Annotated in this window: 22 protein-coding genes; 7 read left to right on the top strand and 15 right to left on the bottom strand. The window is 47.2% G+C overall.

Going from position 1 to position 20,084, the window contains the following annotated elements; genetic code table 11:
• Positions 1 to 89 precede the first annotated feature (89 nt).
• Positions 90 to 2,276 (bottom strand): B12-binding domain-containing radical SAM protein, encoded by a 2,187-nt coding sequence (locus ACHKAR_RS09925; RefSeq protein WP_395417289.1) that lies wholly within the window; start codon positions 2,274 to 2,276, stop codon positions 90 to 92.
• Between the two features lie 141 nt (positions 2,277 to 2,417).
• On the opposite strand from ACHKAR_RS09925, the gene ACHKAR_RS09920 reads away from it, so the two are divergent.
• Positions 2,418 to 3,413, top strand: coding sequence for a hypothetical protein (locus ACHKAR_RS09920; protein WP_395417288.1), 996 nt, complete (start codon positions 2,418 to 2,420; stop codon positions 3,411 to 3,413).
• A gap of 6 nt (positions 3,414 to 3,419) precedes the next feature.
• Here ACHKAR_RS09920 and ACHKAR_RS09915 read toward each other — a convergent pair whose 3' ends face one another.
• The 3 genes from ACHKAR_RS09915 to ACHKAR_RS09905 all read right to left on the bottom strand — a co-directional run bounded on the left by ACHKAR_RS09915 (position 3,420) and on the right by ACHKAR_RS09905 (position 5,978).
• Complete coding sequence (locus ACHKAR_RS09915) at positions 3,420 to 4,283, bottom strand: protein-glutamine glutaminase family protein (RefSeq protein ID WP_395417287.1); 864 nt, start codon at positions 4,281 to 4,283, stop codon at positions 3,420 to 3,422.
• Between the two features lie 120 nt (positions 4,284 to 4,403).
• Positions 4,404 to 4,859: a GNAT family N-acetyltransferase gene (locus tag ACHKAR_RS09910; RefSeq protein ID WP_395417286.1), complete on the bottom strand. Its 456-nt coding sequence runs from the start codon at positions 4,857 to 4,859 to the stop codon at positions 4,404 to 4,406.
• Between the two features lie 168 nt (positions 4,860 to 5,027).
• Positions 5,028 to 5,978: a hypothetical protein gene (locus ACHKAR_RS09905; protein WP_395417285.1), complete on the bottom strand. Its 951-nt coding sequence runs from the start codon at positions 5,976 to 5,978 to the stop codon at positions 5,028 to 5,030.
• A 55-nt stretch (positions 5,979 to 6,033) separates the two neighbouring features.
• Here ACHKAR_RS09905 and ACHKAR_RS09900 point away from each other — a divergent pair, with 55 nt between their 5' ends.
• On the top strand, positions 6,034 to 6,357 hold the full coding sequence (locus ACHKAR_RS09900; protein ID WP_395417284.1) for a DUF2614 family zinc ribbon-containing protein: 324 nt from the start codon (positions 6,034 to 6,036) through the stop codon (positions 6,355 to 6,357).
• Here ACHKAR_RS09900 and ACHKAR_RS09895 read toward each other — a convergent pair whose 3' ends face one another.
• Positions 6,358 to 8,793, bottom strand: coding sequence for an ABC transporter permease (locus ACHKAR_RS09895; protein ID WP_395417283.1), 2,436 nt, complete (start codon positions 8,791 to 8,793; stop codon positions 6,358 to 6,360).
• A 7-nt stretch (positions 8,794 to 8,800) separates the two neighbouring features.
• Positions 8,801 to 9,157, bottom strand: coding sequence for a DUF6249 domain-containing protein (locus tag ACHKAR_RS09890; protein WP_395417282.1), 357 nt, complete (start codon positions 9,155 to 9,157; stop codon positions 8,801 to 8,803).
• Between the two features lie 142 nt (positions 9,158 to 9,299).
• On the opposite strand from ACHKAR_RS09890, the gene ACHKAR_RS09885 reads away from it, so the two are divergent.
• Positions 9,300 to 9,851, top strand: a complete 552-nt coding sequence (locus ACHKAR_RS09885; RefSeq protein WP_395417281.1) for an RNA polymerase sigma factor — start codon at positions 9,300 to 9,302, stop codon at positions 9,849 to 9,851.
• Positions 9,848 to 10,174 carry a hypothetical protein gene (locus ACHKAR_RS09880; RefSeq protein WP_395417280.1) on the top strand — a complete coding sequence of 109 codons (327 nt, stop codon included), beginning with the start codon at positions 9,848 to 9,850 and terminating at the stop codon, positions 10,172 to 10,174. Before ACHKAR_RS09885 ends, ACHKAR_RS09880 begins: the two co-directional genes overlap by 4 nt.
• On the opposite strand, the gene ACHKAR_RS09875 is transcribed toward ACHKAR_RS09880, so the two are convergent.
• Positions 10,171 to 10,701, bottom strand: a complete 531-nt coding sequence (locus ACHKAR_RS09875; protein WP_185155802.1) for an inorganic diphosphatase — start codon at positions 10,699 to 10,701, stop codon at positions 10,171 to 10,173. The genes ACHKAR_RS09880 and ACHKAR_RS09875 overlap by 4 nt on opposite strands.
• Before the next feature lie 43 nt (positions 10,702 to 10,744).
• Entirely contained in the window at positions 10,745 to 11,518 is a 774-nt protein-coding gene (locus ACHKAR_RS09870; RefSeq protein WP_395417279.1) for a patatin-like phospholipase family protein, read from the bottom strand.
• Positions 11,519 to 11,539: 21 nt separating this feature from the next.
• Between ACHKAR_RS09870 and ACHKAR_RS09865 the strand changes: the two genes are divergently transcribed.
• Complete coding sequence (locus ACHKAR_RS09865; protein WP_395417278.1) at positions 11,540 to 13,597, top strand: penicillin acylase family protein; 2,058 nt, start codon at positions 11,540 to 11,542, stop codon at positions 13,595 to 13,597.
• Here ACHKAR_RS09865 and trxA read toward each other — a convergent pair whose 3' ends face one another.
• The 6 genes from trxA to ACHKAR_RS09835 all read right to left on the bottom strand — a co-directional run bounded on the left by trxA (position 13,598) and on the right by ACHKAR_RS09835 (position 15,759).
• Positions 13,598 to 13,894 (bottom strand): thioredoxin, encoded by a 297-nt coding sequence (trxA, locus tag ACHKAR_RS09860; protein ID WP_159579111.1) that lies wholly within the window; start codon positions 13,892 to 13,894, stop codon positions 13,598 to 13,600.
• Positions 13,895 to 13,937: 43 nt separating this feature from the next.
• Complete coding sequence (locus tag ACHKAR_RS09855; protein ID WP_395417277.1) at positions 13,938 to 14,285, bottom strand: C2 domain-containing protein; 348 nt, start codon at positions 14,283 to 14,285, stop codon at positions 13,938 to 13,940.
• A 70-nt stretch (positions 14,286 to 14,355) separates the two neighbouring features.
• On the bottom strand, positions 14,356 to 14,781 hold the full coding sequence (locus ACHKAR_RS09850; protein ID WP_159579115.1) for a VOC family protein: 426 nt from the start codon (positions 14,779 to 14,781) through the stop codon (positions 14,356 to 14,358).
• 86 nt (positions 14,782 to 14,867) lie between these two features.
• Positions 14,868 to 15,254 carry a gamma-glutamylcyclotransferase family protein gene (locus ACHKAR_RS09845; protein WP_395417276.1) on the bottom strand — a complete coding sequence of 129 codons (387 nt, stop codon included), beginning with the start codon at positions 15,252 to 15,254 and terminating at the stop codon, positions 14,868 to 14,870.
• A complete protein-coding gene (locus tag ACHKAR_RS09840) occupies positions 15,251 to 15,508 on the bottom strand; it encodes a hypothetical protein (RefSeq protein WP_395417275.1) in 258 nt (85 codons plus the stop codon). Before ACHKAR_RS09840 ends, ACHKAR_RS09845 begins: the two co-directional genes overlap by 4 nt.
• Entirely contained in the window at positions 15,505 to 15,759 is a 255-nt protein-coding gene (locus tag ACHKAR_RS09835) for a hypothetical protein (protein WP_395417274.1), read from the bottom strand. The genes ACHKAR_RS09840 and ACHKAR_RS09835 overlap by 4 nt, the downstream gene beginning before the upstream one ends.
• Before the next feature lie 173 nt (positions 15,760 to 15,932).
• On the opposite strand from ACHKAR_RS09835, the gene ACHKAR_RS09830 reads away from it, so the two are divergent.
• A complete protein-coding gene (locus ACHKAR_RS09830; protein ID WP_395417273.1) occupies positions 15,933 to 16,895 on the top strand; it encodes an ROK family protein in 963 nt (320 codons plus the stop codon).
• A gap of 87 nt (positions 16,896 to 16,982) precedes the next feature.
• Here the strand turns inward: ACHKAR_RS09830 and can are convergent, their stop codons facing one another.
• Entirely contained in the window at positions 16,983 to 17,615 is a 633-nt protein-coding gene (gene can, locus ACHKAR_RS09825; RefSeq protein ID WP_395417272.1) for a carbonate dehydratase, read from the bottom strand.
• A 358-nt stretch (positions 17,616 to 17,973) separates the two neighbouring features.
• On the opposite strand from can, the gene ACHKAR_RS09820 reads away from it, so the two are divergent.
• A complete protein-coding gene (locus ACHKAR_RS09820) occupies positions 17,974 to 20,040 on the top strand; it encodes a carboxy terminal-processing peptidase (RefSeq protein WP_395417271.1) in 2,067 nt (688 codons plus the stop codon).
• The last annotated feature ends 44 nt before the right edge of the window (positions 20,041 to 20,084 follow it).

Raw genomic sequence — 20,084 nt, 5'->3', positions numbered from 1 at the left:
TGCTTTGGGGTCGATCTTCCGTGTTGAGTTGTTCTTCTGTTTTTGTCGACTTCTTTGTTTGGGCACGAACAGGAATTCATTCCTTTGGCTTACAACGCCAGCAGGCCATGGTCTCGCAGGAGGTCGATGGGCTTGGAGTACCAAAACTGCTCAAACGCTCCAAACTCCGCATCATACTCAGCTTTTAGCTGTGCCAGGGTGCGGGCAGGGTGGTCCGGGGTGAGCTGCGCCAGTTGCGCCAGCAGCCACTGTCCTTTTGGTTTTTCCAGGTTCACCTGCAGGGCATCCGTTCGGGTCTGAATGGTCAGGTGCATCATTTCTTTGGTTTTCCCTTTCTTGGTTCGGGAGGAGTAGCTGACCGCCGGTGTTCCACCCAGCCAGAGAATCCTGGCAGTAGGTCGGATCAGGTACTCTGTGTCGGTCTCCAGGCAGTTTTCTATAAAATCTCTTTTGACAGAAGTCCGTGGGATTTTGAAATCAAACCACTCCTGCAGGGGCAGCTCAAACCCGATATCGTGCATGTAGTTGTACAGGGATTTTTTCAACCCAAAGCTAAACTGACCATGGTCGATGCCCGTGCGATCACTAAACTGGATGTCGTTGTTGGCAAAGGAGATGTCGTTGTGCACTGGCTGGATACCGTAGGCATCCGGGTTGAGCCCTACAGGACTGTGGGCCGTGAGGGCAAACTGATGCCAGAAGCCTGACTGCATCACGCCAAGTTCGAAGAGCTGGCGCACCATCTCCAGGCTGTCGATGGTCTCCTGCACGGTTTGGGTAGGGTAGCCATACATGAGGTAGGCATGTACCATCATGCCCGCATCGGTGAAGTGGCTGGTCACCCTGGCCACCTGCTCCACGGTCACGCCTTTGTCTATGAGCTGTAGCAGCCGGTCGGAGGCTACTTCCAGTCCGCCCGATACCGCTATGCATCCGGAGGCCTTCAGGAGCACACACAGGTCACGGGTAAAGCTCTTCTCAAACCGGATGTTGGTCCACCAGGTGACGCTAAGTTTTCTGCGGATGATCTCCAGAGCCACTTCGCGCATCAGTGCTGGCGGTGCGGCCTCATCCACAAAATGAAATCCCTTTTCGCCTGTCTGAGCGATCATGGCCTCCATACGGTCTACCAGCGTGCGTGCAGCGATGGGTTCGTACAGGCGGATGTAGTCCAGAGAGATGTCACAAAAGGTGCATTTGCCCCAGTAGCACCCATGGGCCATGGTGAGCTTGTTCCAGCGGCCATCACTCCACAGGCTATGCATGGGGTTGGCCATTTCTATCACAGAGATGTACTCGGAGAGTGGCAGGTCAGAATAGTCGGGGGTGCCTACTGCCGTTTGCTTGTAGTCGGGCCGGGGAGAGGAGTTCTGGTAGACTACTTCCCCGTTTTCCATAAGGAAGGTCCTTTTCAGTAAAACACTACGGTCAGGATGGAGCGTTTGCTCAGCGATCAGCTCTATGGGCAGTTCCCCATCGTCCAGGGTGATGTAGTCAAAGAAGCTGAAGACCCGTGGGTCGGAGAGGCTTCTCAGTTCGGTATTGGGAAAGCCGCCACCCATCGCGATTTTGGTATGGGGATAATGGCTTTTGATCCACTGCGCACACCTGAAAGCACTGTACAGATTTCCCGGAAAGGGGACGGAAAAACAAATGAGCTGAGGCGTATGCGGCTCCAGTAGCTCTTTCAGGAGCTGTATGGTAAGTTGGTCTATAAAAGTTGGAGGCTGCTGCAGGTGCGCATAGAGTTCATCAAAGGAGTTGGCACTTCGCCCCAGCCGCTCGGCATAGCGGCTAAATCCAAAGTTTTCATCCACGCACTCTACTATGAAGTCCGAAAGGTCCTCCAGGTACAGGGTGGCCAGGTGTTTGGCTTTGTCCTGAAAGCCCATGGAGCCAAAGGCCCAGTCGAGCTCATCGGGCTGGTCAAACCTGCTGGCTTGGGGGAGGTACTGCCCGGAGCAGATCTGCCTGGCGAAGGATGGATTTTTCCCTTGCAGGAAAGCCATGGTGTCCGTGATGGTATGCTGGTAGTCTTCTTGTAGAGCAAAAATCCTGAGGGCGTTTTCAGACCAGTCGGTCTGGTCATTTTCCGCTTCGGCGAATAGATTTTGCAGGCCATCCTTAGAGAAAAGCGCCAGAATCACCTCCATGCCCAGGTCCATCTGGTATGCTTCTAGTCCGATCGTGTTGAGAAAGCCTTTGAGGTAGGGAGTAGCCGGATAGGGCGTATTGAGCTGTGTGAATGGGGGAGTGATGAGGAGAATGTCTTTCAAGGCCGTAGGGATCGCCTACAAAACTACTTGAAAGAGTTGGATCGGTAAGAAATACTCAGCATTCTTCCATTATCAATCAATTGCTTATGACTGATGCGGATATTTTTCTACCTTCGATGTGCCTAAAATAATGATTCGCCTATGACCAGATTACTAGGGTCTGTATGTCTGCTGTATGTACTTTCCGTAGCAGCCAACGCCCAATTTCTCAATACCGACCAGAAAGATGTCGAGAAGATTAAGAACTCCACACTGCTGCTCGTGCTGGAGGAGCCCGATCCCAAAATAGTATCCAAGCTCAGTAAGAAGTATCCCAAAGCACTGGAGGATTATCAAAACCAAATAGCAGGGCGCAATTTTGCCCTCAGATATGCGCTGGAGAATTTTTGGGATTTGACCGAGAAGGTAGAATTTCACCCGGAGGCCACAGCCTTCGAACTCATAGAGAAAAACCCCGATCAATACCTGCTGATCAGTTTTGGTCAGTACCTGGAGTATGAGCGAATAGGACTGGTGAGTGGCTCCGATGGCGACCCGGCCGGGTGGCGCACTTCCTCCACTGGAGAACTGACCTATAATCACACCTCAAAATACACGGTGCTGTCCAGGGAAATTACCACGCTGGAGATTTCTGATACCAAACCGCTGGTCAGTGTGTTTCTTCCTTCTGTTTATCCTTCATTGTCGGGTGCGGTCTATGGTGTACAGCAAATCCAGTACCTCCTGAGGTACCTGGCCACTGATAGTGAAAACAAGATGAGCAAAATGCCTAAACAGATAGAGGCGAATAACCCGGAGCTGAAGGATAAGATTCTCCTCATCGATCAGAACGACGTGGACCCGAAGGTAGCTGCTGAAGAGCTCGCTGAGATATACCCGTATCCTGTGCAGTTGGTTGATCCATCTGTGATTCGTGAGGCTATTTTGGCCAGGGATGCCAGCTATGCCTATCTCCAGATCGTGAGTACACCGGGTGAGCGCGGGAGCATAGACACCCATGTAATCTCAGATGCCTCCGATGGAAAGATCTACTACTACGTGACACCCGGACTGGGAGTGGGGAGCTACAGTGCGCTCATCACAGATTACAGAACCCGCATCAAAGAGCGACATTTCAAAAGTTACGCAGTAGATTGAATTCAGCTAGTTGAGGCACGCCTGGGTATGCGCCACACGGTCGTTCCAGTGCGCATAGCGCTTGTCGTAGTAGCTGATCAGGCTGCGATAGGTCTTGGATGACAGTTCAGCAGGCTTGGCCACTTCGGTGAGCCGGATGACATCATCAATGTTTTTTAGGAGCTCATGCAGATAGGCCTCTTCGTGCGCTGGCAACTGATTTTTGATGCTAAAGATCTCCAGGGCCAGGTCATTGATGGAGAGTCCTTTTTGTACGTAATCATCTCCAGGGGCCAGGTTCCAGAAGTTGCCGGTGATAATAGAGGGTAGAAAGGCCGGCCACTCATCCGCAGGAGCGGACTCGTCCTGCATCAGGTAGTTGTTGAGCGAAAAAAACAGGTAGCTGTCTGCATCTGTGAGCAGGTAAATAGACCGGGGACAGTTCATGAGGGCAAGCCACTCGTCTATGGTCAGGAGCACATCTGCACTCAGTGACTGATCGATCACCAGTGTTTCTATTTCCCCTTGTTCATTGTAGGCCGTGAGGAAAGGTGCTACGTGGTAGCCCCAGGTGGTATTTTCAGAAATTCCCAACGGGTCGGTCATATTGAAGAGCTCATCCGAGGAGAGGGAATACCTGGCAGGTGCGAAATTCCAGATTTTACCAGCAGTCACCTGATGTTTTTTCAGGAGTAGGGAGATGTAATGCGCCCGGTCTTCACATGATCCGTTGATGTATCGGTATTCTATGTTTTCAGCAATCACAAGGTCCAGAAGTTCTTCCCTTTCGGCAAAAGAAATGGGAGTAAGCTCTGGGGTAGGTGGTTTGGCACCGAGCAGGAGATCGTAGTCTTCAGGACTGATGAGCGGAGCATGAGTGGAAGGGATCATGCGAAACGGAAAGAAGGTGTAAAACTTGTGGTCATGGGGATTAACTTGATGACTGCAAAGCTACGCTTTCCTGAGACCGAATCCTCCTTTTATTTTTATGAGGTGATGATCATAGAGGGCTTATTCTTTCAGCCGCTTTTCAAAGCAGACACTATTGGCCACACCGGCATATTGGCCGTAGTTGGGAATGATCCGGTAGCCACTTTTTTCATAGAGAGAAATGGCCTCAGGCTGTTTATAGCCGGTTTCCAATACGCAGCGATCAAAGCCCAGTTCGGCAGCCCACTGCTCCAGCTCATTGAGGATCTGAAACGCCATTTTCTTTCCACGGTGTTGCGGCTTCACAAACATGCGCTTCACTTCCATGGTTTTCGGGTCCAGTTGTTTGATGGCGCCACACCCACATGGCTGATCATCCAGATAAGCCACCACGGCATATTTGATCTGATCTATTTGATTGAACTGATGGTAAAACGCATGGTCCCGTCCGTCTCTGACGGCCAGGTCGGCATCCAGCTGGCTGACAAGTTCTATGAAATCAGCATGTTGGGCGTTGGTGCGAAAAAGTGTGGTCATGACTTGGCGACTCTTGGTTGGATTGAGGGTTCAAAAAAAAATTTTTTAGTTCATCATAAAGTGATCACAAGTTTGGTGATCAAATCTCAGGCCAGTAAACCTGATAAAAGTGAAAAGGCAAGAAGATTTTGAGTTTTTCTTTTTTTAGAAATGATGAAATGTTTTGGTTTAATTACTCGCTTTTTTATGAGAAGGGTTGGTGTCTACTTCCAGATGTTTCAGAATCCAGATCATCAGCTCCTGTTCGTCCACGATGGACATGGAGTGTGGATGTCTTTCACCATTGCTGCGCACTCCCTTACCCACAGTCATCATGAGCTCAGCCCGGGTGTTGCCCAAGAGCATCAGCTGGTTGATCATCTCAGAGGCTGGAGCTATATTCATGTCATAGAAACTCCTTCTGCGGTTTTTTAGTTGCCATTGAATGTCTGCATCGTGGTATAGTCTGATAGGAAATGATTTGAGAACTTCTGCTTCTCCACCTAGTTTGGCCCCTTTGGTGAAGGGGCTCAGTTCCTGATATCGGACAGGTACCTCTGTGGGAGTTCCGCCCAGTTCGCGCTCCATGAGGGCCTTGATCACATATGCTTCACTTACTCCGGCCTCTGAGTATTGCTTTTCCAGCTCACGCTCCATATAGCTGTAGATTTCTTTCAGGTCTACAGGCGAGTCCACTGCAAAGACTGCTTTAGGTTTGATGGGGTAGCTTTCAGGGTATTTCAGACAGTATTGGGTGTACTTCAATGCGATGGTGCCGCCCGCTGAGAATCCGCCCATCACCACCTTATTAGGCGCTATGTTGTAGTCACTCAATGTAGCGATGATGGCTTCATTCAGTAGCTTCACCACCTGGCCGTCGGCATACATCTTGCGTCCGCAGGGTACCACGATGGTGGTGATTCCATACAGATAGGCCAACTTTTCAAATTCAGTTTCCTGAAGAAGTTGATCGGCAGTTTGTGCGAAACCCGGAATAAAAACAATCAGTCCTTTGGCCGTGCCGGGAGGGGTGATTAGGGTATACCCCAGGGGACTGTTTTGAAGCGTGGAATGCAGCGGAGATTGTGCGAATGTAGCATACCAAAGGAGGGACAACCCAATGGATAATCTGAATTTCATTTAGTTAATCGGCTAGTTAACGGAGAATTTGATTCTTCTAAGTAACTTGAAACCGATGGAAATTGAAAATATTTGGGTGATTGCTTTGATGATTGTGGTGATTCCGCTGTTTTTTTGGATGCGGGTATCTTCTATCAATAAGCGCAAACAAGGGGTGACTGTGCGCTGCCCACACTGTGAGAAGGATCAGCGACTGGAGAAACTCCGCAATTATGTTTGTGAGAAGTGTGATACTCCGGTAGCTTTTTTCGATGAGCAGGGAGACCCCCTCAAAGAGATTACCTATTACGAATGCATGGCTTGCCAGGAGAAAAACTTTATGGGGATACTCACCTGTACGGCATGTGGTATGGCCAATAAGGCGGGTATCCCCAAGTGATCATTCTGACCTCAATGCATTGACTGGATTTTCAGAGGTGTTTCTCCATACCTGTGAGAGGATGGTAGCCCCAGATAACAGTACCACAATGAGTATGGCGGGCCCCACGTTGAAAATGCTGATAGGAGAGTGCACAGCCATTTGGTTGATCCAGAGCCCGTTGGCGAAGACCGCTACAGGCACCATAACCAGGGCAGTAGCCGCCAGCATCACCATAAAACCACCTGTCATAGCCAGGGTGATCTGCCCAAAACTGGCACCCAATACCTTTCTGATTCCGATCTCCTTTGTTCTTGTTTTCAGGTGAAAACTTACCATACCCAGAAAGCCCAGTGCTGTAATGGCTATGGCTATCAAGGAGATGAAGGTGAGAATTCCACCAAGGTCATAAAAGAACTGATAAAAAAGGTCTGTTTCTTCGTTGAGAAATCCCCCTTGAAAGGTTCTGGCCTGGTCATACTGATTCCATTTTTGCTCCATCCCCTTGCCAAAAGCGCCAGGATCATTTACCGCGATTTTGAAGTAAGCAAACTGATAATCCCCGGGTTTGATTCGGAGGGCCAGAGGTTCTATTGATTTCATCAGCGGTTCCCAATGGTAGTCCCTGACCACCCCGACGATTTTCACCCTGGTGTCATTTTCGATGTAAACCAGCTCACCCACCGCAGCAGCGGGAGATTCAAAACCCAAACGCTTCGTGGCCAGCTCATTCACTACTATGAACTTTTCCTGCTCCTGATTCGCTGCCTTGGGGAAATCCGTACCTGCGATCAGCTCAAGTCCCATGACACTCACATACCTTTCCTCCACAGAGAAGTGATAGACGGTGATGAATTCATCCACTTCATTGAGTTTCATATTGGCACCGTGCGATCTACCCACTGCGGGGTGATGTGAGGTGAAGGTGACGTTTTCAATCCCCGGGGTATTTGCAAATTCCGTTTCGATCACTTTGGGATCATGTCCCTGTAGCCGTACAAAGTAGATGTGCTCATCGTCGAACCCAAAACTACTCCTGGTCAGGAAATTGGCCTGATCCCTGATCAGAAAGATGCTCACCAGCATGACTATGGAAAGACCAAACTGGACACTCAACAGAATTTTTTTACCAGATATTTTGGAGAAAAAACCACTCTTGAGGGTATTGGAAAAGGCTCCGCTGCCCTTCAAAGACCGAATGGTGTCTAGTCTGGAGACGAAATACGATGGGCCTACGCCGGAAATGATCCCGAGAAGGAGGCTGAATAGGAGAAAGAAACCATAAGCGAACACGGTGTCTTCAAGGGTGATACCTACCTGATTGAAGATCCACAGAGCATTGAACTGATCGATCAGAAACCAGTAGATACCAATGGCCACTACCAGAGATAGGGTGGAGATGAGTACCGATTCCACCAGAAACTGTGTGATGATCTGGGCCTTGGAAGCTCCATTGGCCTTCCTGATGCCAATCTCCCGGGTTCTGGTCAGCGATTTGGCGATTGAAAGGTTGGCGTAGTTGATGCTGGCTGTGATAATGACCACCAGTCCAAGCAGTCCGAAGAACAAGAGCACGATTTTAGGCAGGGTAAAGGAGATTTCGTTGCTGAGAAGCCTTCCGGGCACGATCTCTGAGAGCCCTTGAAGTTCAAACTCATACCCTGGGTGATCTTCTTTAAGTTTTATTTGTTCTGATGCGATCTGGTTGATCAGTGCCTGGGCTTCTGCTTTGGAGGCTTTCTCATTGAGCACGATGTAGTTATAATTCATCCAGGTGGTTTCCCATTCCTTATACTCATTGGTCATATGGTTCTCTTTGACAAGTAGAGGGATGGTGGAGAAGCTCCCGAGGAGGTTGAACTTGATATGACTCTTGGGTAATTCCTCGGTCAGTATTCCCGTCACTTTGTATCGGCCCATGCCTTCCATGATCACCTCTTCACCCAGGGCGTTTCTCTGTGGAAAAAGTAGATTGGCCATCTGGGAGGTCAGTACCATGGAGTAGGGCTCATTCAGGGCGGTGAGAGGATCACCTTTTTTGAGATCAAATCCAAATACCTTGAAAAAGTTGTGATCAGCAAACAACGAGCGTCCGTCAAATTCTGACTCAGGATTGATCACTTTGTGCGCTGAGCGTATTTCGCCATGCAGCCCATGATTGAGGTTGGTGTAAGTGTCAGCAATGGTATATCCACTACTCAGTGTCTCCCCGATGGGGAGCGGTGAGGTAGCATAGCCATTGGAGAAGATACCCCGTGCTCCTTTTTGGTAGGTGAGTACCCTATAGGTCCGGTCTCCATACGGATGAACGGTATCGTAGGAGTAATGATCATAGACGAGCAAGATCAATAACAGACAGACCGACATGCTGAGCGAAAGACCCACCACATTGATCGCGGTGAAGGCCTTGTGTTTTTTGATGTTTCGCCAGCTAACGATGAAATAGTTTCTCCACATGGCGCTATTAATTACCGTCCTTGTTCATTTTTTGTACCAACCCAAAGTAGATGAGGAAGCCCAGGCTAAGGCTGGTGGCCAATACACCATAAGGTAGAGGGGAGGAAGTGTCATATGGGATCACCTCGATGATCATGAGTCCCAGTCCGCCAAAGAGAATGATCAGGCCCCATTTGAGCGCTGCATATTTATTCTCTGCCTGTTTTCTCAGGAGCTCGCCGGCATCATCGCCTACCAGGCCTTTTTCTACCATTTTCTTTCGGAGAAAATACTCGGTGAGGGTTTTGATGATCAGAACTATACCTACTGAAAGTGTGCCGAGCACCGCTATGGGCATGAGCACTGATTGTAAATGATGATCCATGATTTTTTTGTTTTTAAGATTTGGAAGGTTAGACAGCAGATGATCAGGTAAATGTTGCAGGGTGTGGTAGATTTTTTTAAAAAGAAATAAATTAAGGATGGCTGCAACATCCGCGAGCCCGATGTTGTCTAATGATACTTGAATGGAGGATAAAGCACTGGTGTTAGATGTCCTGAAGGGGGACCAATGGGCTTTCAGGCGGCTGATCGATAAGTATCAGCGGCTGGTGGTGCATATGGTGACCAGGCTGGTAGATGATGACCGGGACAGAGAGGAGCTCTGTCAGGATGTGTTTGTGAAGGTTTACGAAAGCCTGAGTGCCTTTAAGTTTGACGCTAAACTCTCCACATGGATAGCGACCATTGCCTATCGGATGGCGGTGAATCATTTGCGGAAGCGCAACCGTAAAGTGGAAGAACAGGACCTGGAGATGGTTCATTTCAGCGTAGGGCATGAGGATCTTTCGGTAGAAACGGCAGACTATGCTACATTTATCCATTCATTGATTGCTCAGATGCCTTTGAACTATCGGACAGTGCTCACGCTTTATTACCTGGAGGGATTTAGTTATCCTGAAATTGTACAGGTGACGGAAATGCCGGAAGGCACGGTGAAAAACTACCTGTTCAGAGCTAAGCAGAAGCTAAGAACACTGTCGGAGCCATATATAGGGAAAGAAATACATGACTTATGAGACAAGATGAAATAGATCAAAAACTTGAAGAAGCCTTGAAAAGATCTTTGGAGGTTTCCATGCCAGCGGACTTTTCTGATCGTGTACTTACCAAAATTCATCAAAGAGAAGCAGCTATGGACAGCAGCATGAAATGGGTCTATGGCCTGGTCATGTCTGGCTTCCTGCTTTCCGGACTGATATGCCTGGTCATTTTTGCAGACAAAGATTCGCTTGCACTCCTGCCTGAGATCGGTTTGTGGGGACTATTGATCGGTGTGATGGTGATGGTCTTTCAGTGGCTCGATCACAAACTTGTCAGGAAAAAAACGCAACTGATTTAGCCAAACTTTTTGGTGTAGTCTTCCACTGCTTTTTTGACAATGTCTACGGCCGTATCCCGGTCCTGAAAATCCTCGATGACCACCGTCTTCTTCTCTAGCTTCTTGTAGTCTTCAAAGAAATTTCTGAGTTCTTTCACAAAGTGCGGTGGCAAGTCACCAATATCGTTCATGTGGTTGACACTCATGTCTCCCTGAGCCACGGCAATGATCTTGTCATCCTTCTCACCCTGATCCAACATTTGCATTACCCCGATCACCTTGGCAGGTACGATGCATAGTGGGTCTATGACGATCTGTGAAAGTACGAGGATATCCAGTGGGTCACCATCATCGCAGTAGGTACGCGGGATGAAACCGTAGTTGGCAGGGTAGTACATAGAAGAGTAAATCACCCGGTCCAGAATAAGAAGCCCGGAGTCCTTATCCAATTCATACTTGGCCCGGCTGCCTTGCGGAATTTCGATGATTCCATTTACCACCTCAGGAGATTCTTTTCCTATTCGTACGTTATGCCACGGGTTCATCATGATGATCGTATTTTAATTGAGGCCACAAAATAGTCAGGTGCTCTCAGTCTTCCAAGGGGTTCTCTTCTAATTCTTTCTTCGTAGCCTCATAGCCGATTTGGTAGACCTCATTCGCAGCGCTACTGTCCAGTATGCTGTACTTAAAAAGTTCTTTAGGCTCTATCAGTAGATCGCATTCTCTCAGGCTGTTATGTGCGGTGGCATTCACGCTTAGTTGAAACACGCGGGCAGCAATGGCCGATAGTGACTTCAACTCTTCAATTTCATTGACAGGGCTGATATTGATCCCAATGATTTTCTCACATTTGTTCAGAATGGGCTTCACAGGAAAGTTATCAAAGGTGCCCCCGTCTATGTATTGATAACCATTCATTTTGATAGGGCTGAAGAGGATGGGGATGCAAGCCGAAGCAGCTACCACCTTGCAGAGATTTCCCTTGCTGAAGTACTCAGCTTTTCCAGTGTTCAGATTGGTAGCCGCAAAAAAGGCGGGCTTTGACAGCTCACTCACATCTTCACACGGGATGTTTTCTTTGATCTCACGCACCAGCCCGTCCAGCGAAAGCAGTCCATTGATCGGGAACCCAAACTTGGAATACTCCAGCACCCCTTTTTCTTTGAGGAGCTCGAAAATGTCTTCAGGCGCCATACCATGGGCATAGAAGGCTCCTGCAATGGCGCCCGCGCTTACTCCTGAGATCACATCGGGATAGATTTTGGCTTCATGCAATGCCTGCAGTGCTCCCAAATGTGCAAAACCACGGGCACCGCCACCACTCAGCACCAACCCAATGTTATATTTTTTATCTTGTGGCATAGTTAATTTCCTGAATGCAATATGAAAATCTTTAGCGCAATTATTGGTGTCATTTGTGTCTTTTTTGCCAATGGGCAGGTGCAGCCGGAGGAGGTAGAAATCATACGCGATGCCTATGGAGTGCCTCACATCTATGCGCCTACGGACCCTGGAGTAGCCTACGGGTTGGCATGGGCACATGCCGAGGATGATTTTCAGACCATTCAGCTGACCATGCTGGCCGGGAAACAGATGCTCGGTCTGCACCTGGGGAAGCAGGGAGCAGCCGCCGATTATGTGGTGGCCCTGCTGGGATGCAGGCAAGTGGTGGACACTCAATGGGAGACTTTGTCACCGGACTATGTAGCCCTTATTACCGCCTATACCGATGGGCTCAATGCCTATGCAGCGAGGTATCCAGAGAAGGTGCTGGTGGAAGGGTCTTTTCCCATCACTGTGAAGGAAGTACTCTCAGCTTATGTACTCTCTCTGGCGGTGATCTCCGGGGCGGATCAGGTGATTGGAAACCTTGTCAAAGGGAATGTGGCGGAGGCTCCTGACCTCTCCGGAAAAGGGTCCAATGCTTTTGCTTTTGCCCGAAGGAAAACAGCCGATGATTATGTCTATCTCAACATCAATTCACACCAACCCTTGGAAGGGCCTACCAGCTGGTATGAGGCACATCTGGTGAGTGATGAAGGTTGGAATGCGCTGGGTGGACTATTCCCGGGAGGGGCCACCATTTTTCATGGGACCAATGAAAATTTGGGATGGGCGCATACCGTCAACTATCCGGACAAGATTGATGTGTTTCAGTTGGAGATGGATTCTGAAAATGGATTAAAGTATAGGTTTGATGATGAATGGAAAAGCCTTGATTCAGAAGAGATTAAATTATCAATCAGAATAATATTTGGCATTAAAATCAAGGTAAAAAAGCTCGTTTTCAGGAGTATTTATGGGCCAGTAGTGAAAAATGAGCAAGGTTTTTTTGCCTTTAATCTGGGTGCGCTTCATGACTTACGGGCGCCGGAGCAGTGGTACCAGATGAACAAAGCCACCGACTGGAAATCGTTTAGATCGGCATTGGAGATGGTGGCTATTCCGGGATTTAACATTGTCTATGCCGATCGGGATGATAACATCTTTTACCTCGGCAATGCCAAAATCCCGCGACGCGATCCTCAGTACGATTGGTCCAGAACCCTGCCTGGAAATACCAGTAAAACCCTGTCTGGTGAGTTTCATCCACTAGAGGATTTACCTCAGGTTTTGAATCCGGAATCGGGCTATGTTTTTAACACCAACAACTCAGCATTCAGTTGCACGGCAATAGAGGACAACCCCAACCCGGAGGACTACGATCCCACCATGGGTTACCGGGAGTTTGAGAACAACCGGAGCACCCGGTTCAGAGAGTTGATGGATCAATATGATGTACTGAGTTGGGAGGATTTCTTGGCTGTAAAATATGATGACACTTTACCCCAGCAGCTGGCTTATCCGGCCGATCTGAGTGCCCTGTTTGAGCTGGATAGTATGAAGCACCGAAAGTATGCCGAGCTCATAAAGATCCTCCATGAGTGGGACCGATCGGCGCACTTCAATAACCTTGGAGCAGCGCAATTCATGATTCTGTATCGGCACTTAGTAGACAAGTATCGATCGAAGTATACCGGGGTTCCATATCCGCTATCGGAAGCCGAAGCCTGGGAAGCGGTGGCTTACACACATGCCTATCTGAAGAAACATTTCAAAAGGCTGGACATCCGCTTGGGTGATTATCAATTGCTGGTGAGGGGGCCGTACGAAATGCCAGTGAACGGGATCATGGATGTGATCACGGCCATGGATGCTGTGCCCTACAGGGATGGTCGCGTCCGCGCATCGCAGGGCGAATCATTGATCATGCTGGTGCGGTATCCTGAAGAAGGATTACCCATCATAGAAACCATCAATGTATATGGTGCCAGCAACCAACCCGATAGTCCACACTATGCAGATCAGATGCTGAAGTTTGTGAAGCAGCAGCGAAAGCCAATGACACTGGACATAGAGGAGGTAAGGAAAACGGCCACCTCCATCTATCATCCTCGATGATCAGGCAATTTTCCTGACGGCCTGCTGAATTTCAGCCACCTGGGCCACGCCTGTTTTGCGCCAGAGGATTTTACCATTCTTAAAAAGGATAAGCGTGGGAATGCTACGTATCCCGTATTTATGTGCGGCTTTGTTGTTTTTGTCTACATCTACCTTGATGATGTTGACTGCACCACCCAGGTTTGATTTCACCTCATTGAGGATGGGGGGCATAAGTTTGCACGGCCCACACCAGTCGGCATAAAAGTCTACCAGGGTGGGGGTGTTTCGGTTGATTAACTCGTGGAAATTTGACATATCAGCAGGTAAACAGACAATCGACTAATTTGGTTGCCTGCTTTTATAAAATTTCCCAGTAAAGTATGTACGATGCGGTACTCCCTTCTTCTTTGAGTGCCATGCTGGTGCTGAAACTCCCTTCGGTGTCTGATCCTATTTTCATGGTGAAGGTGCCAAGAAAGTCGTTGGCACTGAGAAAATCAAAGTCCCATAACTCCACTACCATGGGTTCCTCCGGGCTTTCATTCTCGATGGTCACATTCACGTCAAAAGTTTCGGAAGTATCTATGCCCTTATAGAGGCCCGAATCAGGCCATATTTTCTCGCCTCTGTACTTGAGAAACACTTCGTCCTCGTCTATTTCATCATTGACGATGCATTGAAGTTTGGTGAGTAGAATCTTGGTCATGACTATCTTTTAGAACGGTTCTACCGATCAAAATAGTCATATTTCATGATTTTTTATCAAAAGGCAGTGATTACTTGGTGGTTTTACCATCGAGCATCTCTGTGAAAACATGATCCACAGGTTCCCAAAGCTCCAGCTTGTTGCCATCCAGGTCCATGATGTGTACGAATTTGCCGTATTCAAACTCCTCTATCTCATCACAAATGGTGACTCCCGCAGCTTTAAGTTTGACAAGGAGGCCTTCGAGATTCTGCACTCTGTAGTTGATCATAAACTCTTTGGGGGAAGGCTGAAAGTAGGTGGTGTCATTGGTGAAGGGACTCCACTGGAGGTAATTGATTTCATCTGGATTATTGGTGTTCCTAAATTCGAAGGAAGATCCATACTGATCAGTGACCAAGCCCAGGTTTTGTCTGTACCAGTCTTTGGTGGCATTGGGGTCTGAGGTTTTGAAAAATATACCACCTATGCCGGTTACTTTGGGCTCTTTTTCCATGTTCGTTTTGGTTTTGATGAGACCCAAAGAAGGACAAAATATTAATCCCTTTCAAGCGTGAGTAGACAAATCACCCAAAAGTATGACTAAAACTCACCCGATTTGATTTCGGTGGCAGGATTGACCGCCTTGAGGTACTCATATACCCAGCAGTCAAGAGGACCGGAGGGGGTTTCTATGGTGCGCATGCGGCGCTCATAGTCCGGATCCAGCAGCACCAAAGGCAGCGCATTTTCATAGCGATCCAGCACGTGGAGCATTTCCTCAGCATTTTCCAATTTGAAAATTTCACCTTTGACCTTTTGGCCACATTCAGGGTCATATACCACCCCGGGGTACACATTTACGCGGAACATCCTGCCTGGGTAGAATCCATTGGTGATTAATTCTGCTTTTATTTCTGGTGTTTCTGTCTTTCTGTTTCCGTGAAAACGGGTCTTTAGAAATCCGTATGCAAATAGGTATGTGGTCATTTACGTTGTTGACATTCTTCTAACATCTTGCGCGCTTGCTCTGCTGCTTCCAGCGCCCTGTAGGCTTCCATTTTTGCCACTTCGGCTTGTTCTATGGCTTGTTGGCGCGCTTCCTTTGCCATCATTGCGTTCTGTTCTGCGCTCTCTCTTGCGTTGAGGCACTCCGCTTCCAAACCATTGGTTTTGATGCGGCTAAGTACAGCCAGTGCCACAATGATGAGAACGTATATAAAGTGGATTCCGTACTTTTTCATTTTTTCCCCTTACATGCTTCCAGTTCATCCTTGATCTTCTGGGTGCTATATAAAGCTTTAGACTTTTCAGTTGCCAGGTACTCTGAAATTTGGGCCTGCTTCACTGCATCTGCTTGAGCCATTTCTGCCTGTGATATGGCTTCTTCTGCCGTTTGAATTGATTTTTGCGCTTCACTGGCTTTGATGTTTGCGAAGACCACAAAGAAGGCAATGATGACGATGTAAATACCGTGCATGAATATTTTCTTCATGGCTAAGTGATTTTTATTATATCAATAATACAAAAAAATGAGATATACTGCTTGGTCTGTGCTTATTAATTAATCCCTGTCCTCTTTAATTTTTGGAGAATCCTTTTACCTGATCTGTATATATTTGGGACTTATCAGGATTTAAAAAATTTTATAACACACATTTTCGGATAATGTTGAAGAAAGTAGCGATTGGAGTGGATATTGGGGGAACACTCACTAAATTGGGTATTGTGGACAGAGAAGGTAATCTGTATGCACACATGGATTTCTCTACCACTATGCATAAGGGGTTTGGTGACTACCTGGATGAGTTGAAAAACCAAATTGAGGGGCTTCGCAGCCAGATTGATTTTGAGCACGAAGTGATGGGAATAGGAGTGGGTGCTCCGAATGCCAACTATTACCGCGGGACGATAGAGCATGCGGCCAATCTGCTATGGAAAGGAATTGTACCTTTCACAGATGAACTCAAGACTCGATATGATCTGCCTATCTATATTACCAATGATGCCAACGCTGCGGCTATTGGAGAAATGATCTATGGCAATGCGGCTGACATGAAGGATTTTATGGTCATCACGCTGGGTACCGGCCTGGGAAGTGGGATCGTGAGCAATGGTCAACTAATTTATGGGTATGATTCGCAGGCAGGTGAGCTTGGACATGTCAAGATAGTGGACAATGGGCGCCTTACTGGTTTGGGAATCCGGGGCGGCCTGGAAGCTTATGTGTCCAGCACAGGGATCAAGCGAACGGTCTTCTACCTGCTCTCAGATATGATGGATGATAGTGTGTTGCGCGATTACTCATACAATGAGCTGCATGGAGAGATCATCACTAAAGCGGCCGAGGATGGCGACCCCATCGCTAAGGCTGCCTTCGAAATGACGGGTAAAATCCTCGGCGAACAACTGGCTAACTTTACGGCATTTTCACATCCGGAGGCATTTTTTCTACTAGGAGGTCTGGCTAAGGCGGGAAAATGGATTTTTGATCCCACCCGAAAGCACCTGGAAGAAAACCTACTGCCCTTTTACAAAGGGAAGGTGAAGCTACTTCCATCAGGTATGATGAAAAAAAATGCGGCAGTCCTCGGAGCGGCTGCCTTGGTATGGAACCACTTACAAGAGTAGAGTCATCTACTTCAAAAAATCAAAAGCCCGCGGCACCGATATCGGTGCCGCGGGCTTTTTTTGATCCTTTTATAAGAAAGCAGTAATTTAATCGTACCTGAATACTTTGTCCAGCGTTTCCTGACTATTGATGGTTACATCCAAATCTCTGAGTAGGCCATCTTTAAGACTATATACCCAGCCATGGATATATGGGAATTCGCCGGTTTTCCATTTTTCCTGGATGAAGGAGACCTTCGAAAGGTCATGAACCTGTTCCTGTACATTTACTTCCACAAACCGATCAAACCGCTTGTGGGTGTCTTCAATCGCATCCAGTTCTTTTTGGTGCAATCGGTACACATCTTTGATATGCAGGAGCCAGTTGTTGAGGTAGCCAAAGTCTTCATTGCTCATGGCAGCTTTCACACCTCCACACCCGTAGTGACCACACACAATGATGTGTTTTACTTTGAGCACCTCCACAGCATAATTGACCACACTGAGCAGATTAGAATCTGTGTGCACTACTACATTGGCAATGTTTCTGTGCACAAAAATAGAACCAGGAAGGGTGTTGGTGATTTCTGTAGCCGGTACACGACTATCTGAGCAGCCAATCCAAAGAAACTGGGGGTTTTGAGCTTCGGCCAGGCTATCAAAAAAATTAGGGTTCAGCTTCAAGGTGTTTCTTACCCAGTTTTGATTTCCGGCTAACAGCTCTTTGTACAACTCTGACATCTTCTCTATAGGTTTTAGTTTTTACTCAACAAGTATATCCCGAAAGTAATGGATTTATTACATTTAAAGCAAACTACCAATTTGGTTAAATTGTTGTAACCAGTATTATATCCGAAATTTAAATCGTTAGAGTCCAAGGATAGCGGAAGAGCATTTTTATCATCACAGGAAAAATATTCAGAATTTTTCGGGAGTTTGGTATGGAATGTGTCTTTGGGTAATCACTTTTCGTAAAACTTAATTATCATTGATTTAGCACGCTGTAGATTCGAACCATAAAGAAATTCTTTCGTTTTTGAAGAAGTCCGTTTTGCGGAGTAAGGTGTGAAAGTCAAATCGATTCAAAAATCTTAAATATATGAACAATCTTCTGTTGATTCTCTTGTTGGTAGTGAGCCTTGGATTTTCTGATGGTTCCGAACATCTGGTTCAAACTTCCTCTCAGGACCAATTGGTATCCGATTCTTTAAAAGTCTTGGAACCAAAACCGGAGCATTCCAGCGAGACTTTCGTCATTATCAACCTACTGAATCGATATCATTACCGGAAGGCCACATTGAATGATTCACTTTCTTCTGTGGTTTTCGACAACTACTTTGAATCACTCGATCCGAATAAGTCCTATTTTCTCAAAGGGGATCTGGATTATTTCGAAAAATACAGATACAGAATAGATAATGATCTGCCCGAAGGGAATCTTGATTTTGCTTATCAGGTATTTAGTATTTACCGTGAGCGATCACTGGACAGAATGGACTATGTGCACGAATTACTGAAAACGGAGCCTGATTTTGATCAAAAAGAGTACTTTGAAACAGATAGGGAGGCCCTTCCATGGCCAGAGAATAAGATAGAGCAGAATGAAGTGTGGGCAAAAATCATTAAAAGTCAGGCATTGAGTTATAAGCTGGCTGGCAAAGAGTGGAAGGATATTGCGGAAGCCCTGGGCAAAAGATACAAGCGGGTAGAGAAAGCACTGTATCAGTATAATAGTGAAGATGTGTATCAGGCATATATGAACGCTCTGACGAGTGCCTATGACCCACATACGGATTATTTTTCACCCATCGCCAAGGAGAACTTTCAGATAGATATGAGCCTTTCGTTAGAGGGAATTGGTGCGCAACTCACCCAACAGCTTGATTATACCAAGATAGCCGACATTATCCCCGGAGGCCCTGCATACAAGAGCCAGAGGCTTCAGAAGGATGATAAAATCATTGGAGTAGCACAGGGAGATGATGCTGAGTTTGTGGATGTAGTAGGCTGGAGGCTGGATGAGGTGGTACAGAAAATCAGGGGACCTAAGGGATCAGTAGTGAGACTGCAGGTGATCAAGCACGACAAAGACATCAATGGCCTGCCGGATACCATCAGGCTGGTCAGGGATAAAATCAAGTTGGAGAAATCAGCCGCAAAAGCGGAAATCATCCCCATCACCGAAGGAAATCAGACGTTTAGCCTGGGGGTTATCAATATCCCAAGTTTCTATCTGAATTTTGAAGAAATGAATAGCGGGGTGAAAGATTACCGCAGTACCACACGTGATGTCAAGAAATTGATTGACAGCCTGAATCAAAAGGGAGTTGACGGATTGATGATTGATTTAAGATACAATGGTGGAGGCTCATTGCAGGAAGCCATTGAGCTGACAGGTTTATTCATTCCAAAGGGGCCAGTAGTTCAGGTACGCAACACGGACAACAGTGTTGATATTATGGAAGATGAAGACAATGGTAAGGTGTATTATGATGGGCCCTTGGCAGTTTTGACTAATCGATACAGTGCTTCGGCTTCTGAGATTTTCTCAGGTGCCATTCAGGATTACAAGAGAGGTATTATAGTAGGTGAGAATACGTTTGGTAAAGGCACTGTTCAGAATCTCATTGATATAGGACGCTATATGCGTCAATCAGATGTGGAACTGGGGCAGCTCAAAATGACCCTTGCCAAATTTTATAGAGTAACAGGCAGCAGTACGCAGAAGCTGGGGGTAGCACCCGATATTGCTTTTCCATCTCCATATGATGATGAGATTTTCGGCGAGAGTGGGCGCCCCAATGCACTACCATGGGATGAGATTTCTTCTTCCAATTTTAAAATGACCAATCAGATTTCACCCAAATTAATCAGTAAACTGGAGGCGCTCTATCAGAACCACTTAGAGGAGGATAAAGACCTACAGAATTTGGTGAAGGAAATAGAAAGGGCCAAAGAACTGAGAAAACAGACTGCCGTGTCACTCAACCTAGAGGAGCGCCGACTTTTGCAGCAGGAAGACGAAGAAATAGAAGATAACCTGTCTACTACGCTGGATCAGGGCGAGGTTTTCACAGATGAGAATGCCAAAAAGCTTTCCGAAGACCCTTATTTAAAAGAGGGATTGCGACTCCTGGCCGAGCTTTCGAAAATAAAAGTAGGCTAGGTGCAACCTTTGAGAGTGGAGGGACATCTGTTGATTAAAACACT

Source organism: Marinoscillum luteum (assembly GCF_044005705.1).
In the GTDB taxonomy this organism is placed as follows: domain Bacteria; phylum Bacteroidota; class Bacteroidia; order Cytophagales; family Cyclobacteriaceae; genus Marinoscillum; species Marinoscillum luteum.
The sequence above is the reverse complement of the archived record's forward strand: the minus strand, read 5'-3'. Positions and strand labels throughout refer to the sequence as shown.